The 12,117-nt window shown below is 63.8% G+C and carries 17 protein-coding genes; 11 read left to right on the top strand and 6 right to left on the bottom strand.

The window, feature by feature from the left end:
- The first annotated feature begins 98 nt into the window (after positions 1-98).
- The 3 genes from MESS4_RS06490 to MESS4_RS06480 all read left to right on the top strand — a co-directional run bounded on the left by MESS4_RS06490 (position 99) and on the right by MESS4_RS06480 (position 2,789).
- A complete protein-coding gene (locus MESS4_RS06490; protein WP_006327970.1) occupies positions 99-1,124 on the top strand; it encodes a class I fructose-bisphosphate aldolase in 1,026 nt (341 codons plus the stop codon).
- 148 nt (positions 1,125-1,272) lie between these two features.
- A complete protein-coding gene (locus MESS4_RS06485; RefSeq protein ID WP_006327969.1) occupies positions 1,273-2,013 on the top strand; it encodes a thioredoxin family protein in 741 nt (246 codons plus the stop codon).
- A 59-nt stretch (positions 2,014-2,072) separates the two neighbouring features.
- On the top strand, positions 2,073-2,789 hold the full coding sequence (locus MESS4_RS06480; protein ID WP_006327968.1) for an SGNH/GDSL hydrolase family protein: 717 nt from the start codon (positions 2,073-2,075) through the stop codon (positions 2,787-2,789).
- 25 nt (positions 2,790-2,814) lie between these two features.
- On the opposite strand, the gene MESS4_RS06475 is transcribed toward MESS4_RS06480, so the two are convergent.
- Positions 2,815-2,994: a hypothetical protein gene (locus tag MESS4_RS06475; protein WP_006327967.1), complete on the bottom strand. Its 180-nt coding sequence runs from the start codon at positions 2,992-2,994 to the stop codon at positions 2,815-2,817.
- Positions 2,995-3,041: 47 nt separating this feature from the next.
- A complete protein-coding gene (locus tag MESS4_RS06470; RefSeq protein WP_006327965.1) occupies positions 3,042-3,995 on the bottom strand; it encodes a ring-cleaving dioxygenase in 954 nt (317 codons plus the stop codon).
- Between the two features lie 295 nt (positions 3,996-4,290).
- On the opposite strand from MESS4_RS06470, the gene MESS4_RS31795 reads away from it, so the two are divergent.
- The 4 genes from MESS4_RS31795 (at position 4,291) to MESS4_RS06455 (ending at position 6,232) form a co-directional block, all read left to right on the top strand.
- The gene (locus tag MESS4_RS31795) at positions 4,291-4,458 is read left to right on the top strand and encodes a hypothetical protein (RefSeq protein ID WP_006327964.1); all 168 of its coding nucleotides are present in this window, start codon (positions 4,291-4,293) and stop codon (positions 4,456-4,458) included.
- Between the two features lie 132 nt (positions 4,459-4,590).
- Positions 4,591-4,956: a VOC family protein gene (locus MESS4_RS06465; protein WP_006327963.1), complete on the top strand. Its 366-nt coding sequence runs from the start codon at positions 4,591-4,593 to the stop codon at positions 4,954-4,956.
- 18 nt (positions 4,957-4,974) lie between these two features.
- Positions 4,975-5,382, top strand: coding sequence for a hypothetical protein (locus MESS4_RS06460; protein WP_081609652.1), 408 nt, complete (start codon positions 4,975-4,977; stop codon positions 5,380-5,382).
- 130 nt (positions 5,383-5,512) lie between these two features.
- Positions 5,513-6,232: a YafY family protein gene (locus MESS4_RS06455; RefSeq protein ID WP_006327961.1), complete on the top strand. Its 720-nt coding sequence runs from the start codon at positions 5,513-5,515 to the stop codon at positions 6,230-6,232.
- Positions 6,233-6,308: 76 nt separating this feature from the next.
- On the opposite strand, the gene MESS4_RS06450 is transcribed toward MESS4_RS06455, so the two are convergent.
- The 4 genes from MESS4_RS06450 to MESS4_RS06435 form a co-directional block, all read right to left on the bottom strand.
- Positions 6,309-7,007: a DUF1013 domain-containing protein gene (locus tag MESS4_RS06450; protein WP_006327960.1), complete on the bottom strand. Its 699-nt coding sequence runs from the start codon at positions 7,005-7,007 to the stop codon at positions 6,309-6,311.
- Positions 7,008-7,158: 151 nt separating this feature from the next.
- Positions 7,159-8,241 carry a hypothetical protein gene (locus MESS4_RS06445; protein WP_006327956.1) on the bottom strand — a complete coding sequence of 361 codons (1,083 nt, stop codon included), beginning with the start codon at positions 8,239-8,241 and terminating at the stop codon, positions 7,159-7,161.
- 260 nt (positions 8,242-8,501) lie between these two features.
- Positions 8,502-8,642 carry a DUF1127 domain-containing protein gene (locus tag MESS4_RS31790; protein WP_006327955.1) on the bottom strand — a complete coding sequence of 47 codons (141 nt, stop codon included), beginning with the start codon at positions 8,640-8,642 and terminating at the stop codon, positions 8,502-8,504.
- 160 nt (positions 8,643-8,802) lie between these two features.
- Complete coding sequence (locus MESS4_RS06435) at positions 8,803-9,813, bottom strand: NAD(P)H-quinone oxidoreductase (RefSeq protein WP_006327954.1); 1,011 nt, start codon at positions 9,811-9,813, stop codon at positions 8,803-8,805.
- 135 nt (positions 9,814-9,948) lie between these two features.
- Between MESS4_RS06435 and MESS4_RS06430 the strand changes: the two genes are divergently transcribed.
- The 4 genes from MESS4_RS06430 to MESS4_RS06415 form a co-directional block, all read left to right on the top strand.
- A complete protein-coding gene (locus MESS4_RS06430) occupies positions 9,949-10,143 on the top strand; it encodes a DUF1192 domain-containing protein (RefSeq protein WP_006327953.1) in 195 nt (64 codons plus the stop codon).
- A gap of 94 nt (positions 10,144-10,237) precedes the next feature.
- Positions 10,238-11,485 (top strand): MFS transporter, encoded by a 1,248-nt coding sequence (locus MESS4_RS06425; protein WP_006327952.1) that lies wholly within the window; start codon positions 10,238-10,240, stop codon positions 11,483-11,485.
- Between the two features lie 31 nt (positions 11,486-11,516).
- Positions 11,517-11,804 carry a metalloregulator ArsR/SmtB family transcription factor gene (locus tag MESS4_RS06420; protein WP_006327950.1) on the top strand — a complete coding sequence of 96 codons (288 nt, stop codon included), beginning with the start codon at positions 11,517-11,519 and terminating at the stop codon, positions 11,802-11,804.
- Positions 11,805-11,849: 45 nt separating this feature from the next.
- Positions 11,850-12,117 (top strand): hypothetical protein (locus MESS4_RS06415; RefSeq protein WP_244441057.1); only part of this gene is annotated, 268 nt, incomplete at its 3' end.

Raw genomic sequence — 12,117 nt, 5'->3', positions numbered from 1 at the left:
TTTCAATCGATTCGCGCTTGCCCCGGTGCAACGGTTCGACTTGAACCTCCCTCGCGCTAATGTTCTGCTAGGCGCGGACCAATTCAGGGAGAACCACAATGAGCGAACGTCTCGAGGATATCGCCGCCGCGATCGTGGCCGACGGCAAGGGTCTGCTTGCCGCCGACGAAAGCTCCGGCACGATCAAGAAGCGCTTCGACGTGATCGGCGTCGAATCGACCGCCGACAGCCGCCGCGACTATCGCGAGATGATGTTCCGCGCCAGGGAGGCGATGACCAGGTACATTTCCGGCGTCATACTCTATGACGAAACCATCCGCCAGAAGGCCGCCGACGGCACGCCGCTGGTCGACATCATCAAGGCTTCAGGCGCCATCCCCGGCATCAAGGTCGACGCCGGCGCCAAGCCCCTGGCCGGCTTTCCCGGCGACACCATCACCGAGGGCCTCGACGGCCTGCGCGAGCGCCTCGCCGACTACTACAAGATGGGCGCCCGCTTCGCCAAATGGCGCGCGGTGATCGACATCGACCTTGCCAAGGGCGTGCCTTCCGCCGCCTCGATCGGCTCCAACGCCCATGCGCTGGCCCGCTACGCGGCACTTTGCCAGGAGGCCGGCATCGTGCCGATCGTCGAGCCGGAGGTGCTGATGGACGGCGCCCACGACATCGCCACTTGCTACGAGATCAGCAAGGCCACGCTGACAAAACTCTATACCGAACTCCATGCCGCGCGTGTCGTCCTCGAAGGCACCATCCTGAAGCCGAACATGGTGCTGGCCGGCAAGAAATCGGGCAAGGTGAGCAGCCCCGAGGAGGTCGCCGAGAAGACCATAAAACTGTTCCGCGAGACGGTGCCGGCGGCGGTGCCGGGCATCGCCTTCCTCTCCGGCGGCCAGGAGGACGAGGAAGCGACCGCCAACCTCAACGCCATCAACGCCATCGGCCCGCATCCGTGGAAGCTGACCTTCTCCTATGGCCGCGCCCTGCAGGCGGCCCCGCAGAAGGCATGGAGCGGCAAGGCGGCGAATGTCGCCGCCGGCCAGGCCGCCTTCGCCCATCGCGCCCACATGAACCATCTGGCGGCACTTGGAAAATGGCAACCGGCGCTGGAAAAGGCCGCCTGACCGAAATTTCTCGCATTGTTGGACCCGGGCCGATGTGCCCGGGTTTTGTTTGGAGCCCCCGTCGCAGACCTAAATCGGAAAGAAGAGAGAAAACCTGTCGGCTTGCGCCCCTGCCGAACGTCCTCTGGGAGAAAAGAGGAGCAGGCTCATGCCAAACAACAAGACCGTTTCACGCGAGGTCTGGTTCCGGGCGCACAAGGCACATCTGTCGCGCGAGAAGGAATTGACGCGGTTTCGCGATCGCATCGCTGCCGAACGCCGCGAATTGCCCTGGCTGAAGTTCCGCAAGGACTATGTATTCGAGACCGAACAGGGGCCGAAGAGGCTGGCCGACCTGTTCGCCGGCAAGAGCCAGCTGATCGTCTACCATTTCATGTTCGGGCCGGGCGCCGACTACCGCTGCGAAGGCTGTTCCTTCCTCGCCGACCACATCGACGGCGCCAACCAGCACCTGAGGCATCACGACGTATCGCTGGTCGTGGTGGCGCGGGCGCCGTTGGCCGAGCTGCTGCCTTACAAGCAGCGCATGGGCTGGAAGTTCGACTGGGTGTCGTCCTACGCCTCGGATTTCAACTTCGACATGCAGGTTTCCTTCACCGACAAGCAGATCGCGGCCGGCGACACCACCTACAATTTCGAGCAGCGCGCGCGAAAATCGAAGGATCTCCCCGGCGCCAGCGTGTTCTATCGGGATGAGGCCGGCGACATCTTCCTGACCTTCATGACACGCGCCCGCGGTGGCGACCCGCTTATCGGCGCCTACCATTATCTCGACATGACGCCGAAGGGCCGCAACGAAACCGGCCCCTATCACGGCCTGATGGACTGGGTGCGACTGCATGACGAATATGCGGACAAGTCGAAATCGCAGGAGAGCTGTTGCGGCTGACACCACAGGCAGCCGCTGGGTCGTTCACCTGCGGCTTCACATGCGCTAAGGCTGTTGCAATGCAGCGCCTTCCAGCCCTCCTCACCTGGCTTGCCTATCCTGTCTATGTCTGGCAGGGGCTCGGCGTGCGCCGCCGCACCTCCCGCATGCTGCCGGCGCAGGGGCCGGTCATGCACGAGATATCGGGCAAGGCGCCGATAATTTCGTTGCTGGTGCTGGGCGACTCCTCGGCCGCTTCGGTCGGTATTGGCCATTCCGAGAACGGGCTCGCCGCGCAATTGGCTGTTCTGATCTCGCAACGCACGGGTCAGGCCGTGCGCTGGCGGGCGGCCGGTTTCAATTCCGCGACCTCGGGCCAGATCCGCGACCATGTCCTGCCCAATCTGTCGGCCGATCCGTGGACGCATATCGTGCTTGCCATCGGCACCAACGACACCAAGAACTTCCACTCGGTGCCACGCTTCAAGAAGGAGTTCGGCGGCCTGCTCTACGCGCTGCGCGCCAAATGGCCGGAGGCGCGTGTCGTCTGGTCGCCGGTGCTGGAATTCACCCGCGCGCCGGCAATGCCGCCATTGCTCGGCAAGATCCTTGAAATCCGCGCCGTCGAGATGAACCGGATGGGCGAGCGCCTTTGCCTCGAGCGTGGCGCGGTTCCGGCGCCGCGCCTGCCGATCACCGACCCGGAAGCCGGCTTTGCCTCCGACGGATTCCATGCCTCGGAAGCCGGCTATCGGGCCTGGGCGGAACATCTCGTCGACCTGGTGCTGAACGCGTGATCGCGACAGGCCAAGTAATTCGGCTTTACGTCCAATGCCCCAGCACCGCCGTTATCGAAATCGCCGCCATGGCCAGCAGCGCCAGCTTCCAGAAATCGCTGCGCCGCTTCAGCCCCGGCCAGCCGAGCGGCTTGATGAGCTGAATGACCATCATGGCGATGATGACGAGCGCGAGGAGTTTCGACATGCCGCGTTTGACCAGCATCGCGGCCGGCTGTCAAAGTGCTCTTGGCGCCTGTTCCTGAGGAGGCGCTATGCCAGCGGCTTCAGGCCGGCCTCGATCGAGGCCCGCCTCGGTTCGAGGAAGGGCGGCAAGGCCAGCCTTTCGCCCAGCGTCTCCAGCGGCTCGTCGGCGGTGAAACCCGGTCCGTCGGTCGCGATCTCGAACAGGATGCCGTTCGGCTCACGGAAATAGAGTGAGCGGAAGTAGTATCGTTCGACCTCACCGCTTGACGGCAGACGGAACTCGGCCAGCCGCGCCGTCCACTTGTGCAACGTCTCCTGGTCGGGCGCCCTGAACGCGACGTGGTGGACCGCGCCCGCGCCTTGCCGTGCCGGCGCAAAGCCCGGCTGCACGGCGACATGAAGTTCCGCCGCAGGCCCGCCTTCTCCCATCTCGAAGACATGGACCCGGCCCTCGCCGTCCGGCGAGGCATAGTCTCGCGTCTTGCGCATATTCATCACCCTGGTCAGCACCGCCTCCGTGTTGGTGAGGTCGGGAACGCTGATAACGATCGGGCCGAGCCCGCGTATCTGGTGCTCGGCCGGAACGGGGCTTTGTGTCCACGGGTGGCTGTCGCCCTTGCCGCCATCGCTGACAAGACGCAGGCGCTGGCCCTCGGGGTCTTCGAAATCCAGCGACGGATAGCCGCCGATGTCGCCGATCTCTCCCGTTGCGATGGTTTCGCCGTTCAGCCGTTCTTTCCACCAAGCCAGACTTTCCGGGCTGGCCACCCTCAGGCTGGTGCGGACGATGCTGTTGGTGCCGCGCCGCTCGCGGCCGACCGGCCAGTCGAAGAAGGTAACATCGGTGCCGGGCGTCGCCTGCGCGTCGGCATAGAAGAGGTGATAGGCTGACGTGTCGTCCTGATTGACCGTCTTCTTCACCAGCCGCAGGCCCAGAACCCCGGTGTAGAAATGAAGGTTTCCGGGTGCGTTCGCGGTGATGGCGGTCAGATGGTGGATTCCTGTCAGTTGCAGGCTCATTGTCGTCTCCCTGATCTCTGAACTCTCACCCTCAATATCAGAACCCCGGCCCCGCCGCTGAAGTCCGCGAATGCCGACAGTCCGTCGCCGCAGACTGAACGAACGTCCCTCTCGCTGATGCCTGCGGTGAACAATCAGCGTCACCGACCGGCACGATCGGAAGCCCCAAAGGGCTGCCTTGCCTCCCGTCGATGAGCGGGGAGTGGCAAGACCTTTGGAGACCCTGCACCCTCCTGACAGACTGCTGTCAGCAGGGGTGTGCGATGATGCCTCCATCAAAACATAGGAGGTAGCCATGAACGGTTTTACGATTTTGCGCAGCGTGCAGCATTATGTCGGCAAGATCCGGACGATACGCAACGAGATCCGCACCCAGCGGTTCATGAACGAGTTGCCTCTGAGCATCCGCAAGGACATTGGCTGGCCGGACATGTACGCCAGCGGCCGCAGGAACGACAACTGAGGTGTTTTTGCGGGCCGAGACTGGATACCGGCGCCGCAGTCCCCAGATGTAGGTGGCGGGGGCTGCTGAAGGCTCCTGACAGTATGTTGTCAGGAGTTGCGTGCGATAAAGCAGCAAGTTCAGGAGAAAGATATGGCCTCCATTCCTGCAAAAGCCTCGGCCTGGTTTGAGATTCCTGTCACCGACATGGCGCGCGCCCGCGCCTTCTATGCGTCGGTGCTCGGGAATGATCTGGCGCTCGAGGAAAGTGGCCCGAACCCTATCGCCATGTTCAGTGCGCAGGATCGGATGGCATCGGGCCACGTCTATCCCGGAAAGCCGGCAGCGCCTGGAACCGGCCCGACCATCCATTTGTCGGTGGCCGCGCCCATCGAGGACGCCATGGAACGGGTGACGCAGAATGGCGGCCAGGTCGTCTCGCCGGCGATCTCCATTCCGGCCGGCACATTCGCCTATTGCCTCGACCCTGACGGCAACAGTTTCGGCCTTTTTGTTTAGGACGAGAACATTCGCGTGGTGAAGAGCTGGAACGACAGGCTGAACACACCGGGCATCAACGGCATCAAGCCGTCGCCGCGCACGGTCGCGGACGTCGTCGAAGGCCAGTCGATGCTGGTGCCGACGGCACGCCAGGTCGATGATTTCATCCGTTCGATTCCCGAAGGCGTGGAGATGGATGTCCGCGCCTTGCGCAGCGCGCTCGCCATCGAGCACGGTGCGGAAGTGACATGTCCCGTCACCATCGGCTATCATCTGCGCACCGTGGCCGAGGCTGCCAATGAGGATCTTGAGCGCGGCATGTCGCTGAGCGACATCGCGCCGTACTGGCGAGTGATCGACGCGAAGACGCCGACAACGAGGAAATTGTCCTTTGGCGCGGAGTTCGTCGCCGCGCAGCGCAAGCGCGAAGGGCTGAAGCCATAATGCATGTCGCCCAAAAGTGGGAACCGGTTTTGGGACCACGACATGCATAAAGACAATGCCATGCCGCCCAAAAGTCGGAACCGGTTTTGGGGCAACGACATGGATAGAGATAACGCCGAGGGACCATACGATGCGCCGCGCCGACAGGCTCTTCCAGATCGTGCAGCATCTGCGCGGTGGCCGTCTGGTCACCGCCCAGAAGCTGGGTACGTGGCTCGAAGTTTCCGAGCGAACCATCTACCGCGACATCGCCGACCTGCAGTCGACCGGGGTGCCGATCGACGGCGAGGCGGGCGTTGGCTACATGATGAGGGAGGGCTTCGACCTTCCGCCGCTGATGTTCACGCGTGACGAGATCGTCGCGCTGGTCGCCGGCGCCCGCATGGTGCGGGCCTTTGGCGGCGCCGCCATGGCGCGCGCCGCCGACGAGGCGCTGGTCAAGATCGGCGCCGTGCTGCCCGACGCCGAAAAGGATCGCATCGCCCGCACCGAGATCCACACACCGATGTGGGTGGTGAGCGATGCCGCTCGCGAGGCGATCGACCTGATCGAACGCGCCGTGGAAAAACGCCAGGTGCTGACCATCGACTATTCCGACGAGGCCGGCCGCGGCACCGCGCGCGACATCCGGCCGTTGGGCCTGTGGTTCTGGGGCAAGGTGTGGACGCTGGTCGCCTGGTGCGAGATGCGCGACGATTTCCGCGCCTTCCGCATCGACCGCATCGCCTCGGTGGTGATTGCCGGCCGCGTCTTCAAGCCGGAGCGCGGCAAGCAGCTCGCCGATTTCTATCGCGCGGTGGAACGCAGCGAGGATTACGGCATGTCGCGTGACCGCGCCGGGCGAACCTGATACCAAGAAAAAAGCCCGCTCGGAGCGGGCTTTTTTTCTTGAGAGCTGCGGGCCGGTAACCGCGACGGACATCGGCTTACTCTTTGTCCGCTTCCTCGTCCTTGTCCTTCGACTTAAGCGCCGAAAGCTTGGCGAAGACGGCGCTGGCGTCGAGTTCGGCATCCTCGTCCTTCGGCTTCTCCGGTGCCGGCACCAGCCGTTCGGTCAACGCCGCCGGCAGCAGCGTGTCGCCGGCCGGCTGTGCCTGCTCGCGGCCACGCGAGGCGCGGTTGACTTCCATGTCGAGGTCGATCTGCGAGGCCAGGCCCAGAGTCACAGGGTCCATCGGCTGCAAATTGGCCGAGTTCCAGTGCTTCCTGTCGCGGATCTGGTCGATCGTCGACTTGGTGGTGCCGACGAGGCGCGCGATCTGCGCGTCCTTCAGCTCGGGATGGTTGCGCACCAGCCACAGGATGGCATTAGGTCGGTCCTGGCGCTTCGACAGCGGCGTATAGCGCGGACCCTTGCGCTTGGATTCCGGCACCCGCACCTTGGGGTCGGACAGCTTCAGCCGATGGTTCGGTTCCTTCTCGGCGCGCGCGATCTCGTCTCGCGTCAGCTGGCCGGTCATGATCGGGTCCATGCCCTTGATGCCTTGCGCCGATTCGCCGTCGGCGATCGCCTTGACCTCGAGCGGATGCAGCCCGCAGAACTGCGCGATCTGTTCGAAGGACAGCGCGGTGTTGTCGACCAGCCAGACGGCGGTCGCCTTGGGCATCAGCAGCGTATTGGCCATTATGAAATATCCTTCTCGTTCGCCCGCGTTCCCGCGCGGGCGGTGGTTTTAGTGCCACCAAAATGGGAAATTCGCGGCCTGTATAACCGCTCTCTTGCCATTTCGCAACGTCATTCGAGCAAGCGCCATGGCCTCAAGGCGGGCATCGTCGTCATCGAAAAGAGTCGACGCTTTTAAGCAACGCCACGAGCTGGCTTTGCTGGCGGGTTCCGGTCTTGGCGAAGATTCGTTCGAGATATGTCCGGCCGGTCTTCACCGTAATGTTGGAACTGGCCGCCGCATCCTTCAAAGGCTGCCCTTGCGAGAGCGCCGAAGCCAACCGCGCCTCGGCCGGCGTCAGATCGAACAATCCGGCAAGCAGGTTCGGCGAAGGCACGACTGAGCTGGCGCTCACTGCCGTTGCCGCAAGCAATATGTCCGCGCCCGAGAAGATCTCGTGCGCCGCGCGGCGCAGCGGCAGGACATGGACGATCATCGGCGGTCGGTTTTCGCTTGCGGGCACGGGTATGGAACGAACCGATGGCTCGGTCTCGCTGCGCCCGGCGATGATGGCCTGCTGAAACAGCCGGTTGGCTTGCGCGTCGCCAATCGCCATGCCGCCAAAGGCGACAGGCAGGAACAGCGAGGACATGGCTTCAAGCATCGCATTGGAGGCGAGCACGCGCCCCTTCGATGAAAGGATGGCCGCCGGCAGCCCCATGGCCGTCATGGCGGCAACCGTTCCCTCGGCACGTTCGAGGCCAAGGCGCCCGGCGATCAGGCTGGCACGCGCCAGCGCCGGCCTGAGGCCGTCCAGTACATCAAGGCCCTTTTGATCGTAGGCGCCTTCGCCAAGCCGTCGCTGAAACACGAAGATCGCAAGCTCGCCGCTGGGCATCGGTATGGCGGTGCAGGTGTGTGCGCCAATGCCGAAAGCGCGCAAGCGTATGCGGATAGGATCGCTCGCGATTTCGTCGGCCGTCAAAAAGCTTTCGACATCGACGAAGCTTGCCGGCTGCACCGCGCACATGCGCGAGACCACCGTCGAAAACTGCAATGTGTCGCTCGTCAGGAATTCGCCGAGCAAGTCTTGCAGAGGCTCGACCGACTTGCCGCGCACGGGCTGCTCGTCGGCGAACAGAAACACGGCGCCCGCCACCGAGGCCGAGACCGCATCGATCTCCTCCAGCACGTCCGGCCAAAGATCCGGGACGAAGGCGGCTTCGTAGATCTTGTCCGTAAGATGATCGAACATGGAATGCGTGGAGCCTTTTTCGCAGTTAATGCATTGCCGGCCCGGATCGCTCCCACAACTGACCGATTCCCGCGCGACCAAAATGCCATGCTGAAAACTGGGGTCAACCACTGATTGCCGACGCGCTCAGTCGGCTGCCACCAAATGACAAAACCCGCCGGACTTGCGTCCAGCGGGCTCGGAACCGGCGACGAAAAACTGTCAGCGGCGGCTCTGGCTTTTTCGGCAGGTCCGGCCTTTTCCGTCGGACCTGCCCGAAATCAAATCGCCTGGCGGGCGATTCTCTCGATGTCGGCACGGTTGATGCCGAGATCGTTGAGCTGACGGGCGTTGAGCTTGTTCAGCTCACGCACGGTCTCATTGTACATGCGCCAGTTACGGAAAGCGCGGATCGGGTTCATGGCAGTCCTCCATTTGGTTGGATCATTCGTTTCGATGCCACTCAAATAGGCATCGCTGCCCAGGAATTGAACAGACGCTTTTGCATGGCCGCAATGCAATTGTTGCATTGCACCATTAAGCTTTTGTTCAGCTTGTTGGCGCGCGGCTTGTTCCGATGCGTCAGCCGACGTCGAGCACGATCTTGCCGATATGCTCGCCGTCTTCCATTCGCTCATGCGCCCGCCACGCCTCCTTGAGCGGGAAGATCATGTCCATGACGGGCGCCACCTTGCGCGTGCCGAGCAACGGCCACACCTGGGCCTCCAGCGCGGCGGCGATTGCCGCCTTGAACTCGATGGTGCGCGGCCTGAGCGTCGAGCCGGTGTGGACGAGCCGCTTGACCATGATCTTCGAAAAATCGGCGCTGGCCACCGCCCCGCCCTGCGTGGCGATCTGGACAATGCGGCCTTCCATCGCCGCAGCCTCGTAGTTGCGTGCCACATAGTCGCCGCCGACCATGTCGAGGATGACGTTGGCGCCCTTGCCCCCGGTCGCCTCCTTGACCGCCGCGACGAAATCCTCCTCGCGGTAATTGATCGCCCGGTCGGCGCCAAGCTTCAGGCAGGCGTCGCATTTCTCCTTGGCTCCGGCGGTGGTGACGACGTAGGCGCCGAAGGCCGAGGCAAGCTGGATCGCGGTGGTGCCGATGCCCGACGAGCCGCCGTGGACAAGCAGCGTCTCGCCTTTCTTCAAGCCCCCGCGCTCGAACACATTGTGCCAGACGGTGAAGTAGTTTTCAGGCACCGCCGCCGCTTCGGTATGGGTAAAGCCGGCCGGCAGCGGCAGCACGCTGCCGGCATGAACCTTGACATATTCGGCATAGCCGCCGCCCGGCGTCAGCGCGCAGACCCGGTCGCCGACGCGCCAGCGCGATATCTCGTCGCCAAGGGCCGCCACTTCGCCTGCTGCCTCCAGACCGGGCAGGTCGGACGCGCCGGGCGGCGGCGGATAGGCGCCCTTGCGCTGCTGCACATCCGGCCGGTTGACGCCGGCGGCGCGCACCCGGATCAGGATTTCGCCGGGGCCGGGCAATGGCACATCGCGTGTTTCGGGTTTCAGCACCCGCGGCCCGCCGGGTTCGGAGATTGCAATGGCCGTCATCCTCGCCGGAATTTTCTGTGCGCTCGCCATGAACTGTCCCGTGCCGGTCTAATTGCCGGCTGTTTGCATCAGCACCCCTGCCCTATGTATGCTGATTGCCAAATCAGGCAAATGGCCAAACTGATGTAGCGAACCCGCAATTCACCTCACCAGGGAGGAGCGACGATGGCGATCTTCGACGACGAACCCAAGAAGAAAGCGCGCCCGCACGAGATCGGCCAGGACCTAGCGCTGCTTTCGGTCGACGAACTATCCGAGCGGATCGGCATCCTGCGCCAGGAGATCGCGCGGCTGGAGGCTGAACTCAAGGCCAAGGGCACCACCAAGTCGGCGGCCGAGGCGCTGTTCCGCCGCGGATAGTTTCCGCGCATCGTTTCGGTGCGGAAGCGCCGCCGAAAAGCCTGAAAGCAATTGTCTTCCGACCCCGCACCCAAGCTCCAGCCCGGATCAGCAAATGTTCGCAACATACAGACCGATCCTCTCGCTGCTTCGCGGCACTGCTTTCCTGCTGGCGGCGTCCGGGCTGCACGGCCTGCTGCTGCCGTTGCGCGGCCAGCTGGAAGGGTTCTCGACCGCTTCGCTCGGCCTGATGGGCACGGCCTGGGCCGGCGGCTTCGTCACCGGCTGCTTCTTTGCCCCGCGCATCGTGCGCCGCGCCGGCCATGTCAGGGCTTTCGGCGCCTTTGCCGCGTCGGGAGCGATCGTCGCGCTGCTGACCGGCCTGATCATCGATGAATATACCTGGATCCTGCTGCGCGCCTTCACCGGCTTCACCATGGCCGGCGCCTTCATGGTCATCGAAAGCTGGCTGAACGAGAAGGCCACCAATGAGAACCGCGGCACCGTCTTCGGCCTCTACATGATGGTCACCTATGCCTCGATCATGGGCGGCCAGATGATCGTTGCCGGCGGCGACGTGAAATCGGCCTCATTGTTCATGATCACCGGCATCCTGTTCTGCCTGTCGCTGATCCCGACCGCGGTCTCGACGGCTTCGCTCCCCAAGCCGCTGCAGGACGTCAAGCTCGACGTCAAGAGCCTCTATGCCAATTCGCCGGTGTCGGCGATCGCCTGCCTCTTGATCGGCATCGCCAACGGCGCCTGGGGCACGCTCGGTGCCGTCTATGGCGCCCGCATCGGCATTTCCACCGCCGAGATCGCGCTGATGATGAGCCTTGTGGTCGTTGCCGGCGCCGCCATGCAGCTTCCGGCCGGGCGCCTCTCCGACAAGACGGACCGCCGCTTCGTGCTTGCCGGCGCTGCCTTCGGAGCGGCGCTGTTCGCCATCGCCATCTTCCTGTTCGAACCGCGATCCGGCGTCTTCGTCATTGTCTGCACAGCCGCCTACGGCGCCTTCGCCTACACGCTCTATTCGATCGCCGTGGCGCATGCCAACGACCATGCGCGCTCGGAGGATTTCGTCAAAGTATCGGGCGGCCTGCTGCTGCTCTATGGCTTCGGCACGATGATCGGACCGATGCTTGCCGCCGGCCTGATGGGCTGGATGCGTCCCGAAGGCATGTTCCTGGCGACCGCGCTCGCGCATCTTTGCCTGGCTGGTTACACGCTGCTGCGCATCAGCCGCCGCGCGCCGGTGCCGATCGAAAACCGCGACGCCTTCACGACACAGCCGGCCGACCGCTCGCTCACGCCGGAGGCGCTGCGACTCGACCCGCGCAGAAAAGATGAAACCGACGGTTGAGATTCGAAAGGCTTTGCCTCACAAATAAAGCATGATGTTTTCCGACGCCTTCATGGCGATTGCCGATCCCAACCGGCGCTATCTCTTGGAAGAGCTCCGGCGCGGCCCGAAGACCGTCAACGAACTGGCCGCCGGCTTGCCGGTTTCGCGCCCGGCGGTTTCGCAGCATCTGAAGGTGCTGCTCGAGGCCGGACTGGTCAACGCCAAGGCCGAAGGCACAAGGCGCGTCTATACCGTCAGCAATGCCGGCTTCCTGCGGCTCAACCTATGGCTCGACCAGTTCTGGGATGCAGGAGAGCTTGGCTCGCCCGGGAGCTGAAGTCCCACGAAGGCGGCGCCAATCGGTTTCAAGACGGGAGGAACGATGATGGGGCGTGAAGCGGTTCTTGGCGCATTGACTGCGGTCAATCTGGTTTTGCTCGCGGGGATAGGGCTGTCGCAGGTTCTGCCGACGAAGGCACAGGACGGCTCGGGCATCCTGCGCGGCAGCGGACTCGAGATCGTCGATCGCGAGGGCCGGCTGCGCTCCAGCATTTCCATTCAGCCAGCGGCGGCGGGCGAGGCCGAAACCGTTCTGTTCCGCCTGATCCCCGAGAACGGCCAGCCCTCGGTCAAGATCAGCGCCTCGGTCA

Source organism: Mesorhizobium sp. STM 4661, assembly GCF_000359125.1.
In the GTDB taxonomy this organism is placed as follows: domain Bacteria; phylum Pseudomonadota; class Alphaproteobacteria; order Rhizobiales; family Rhizobiaceae; genus Mesorhizobium.
This window is presented reverse-complemented; position numbering and strand designations above follow the sequence as displayed.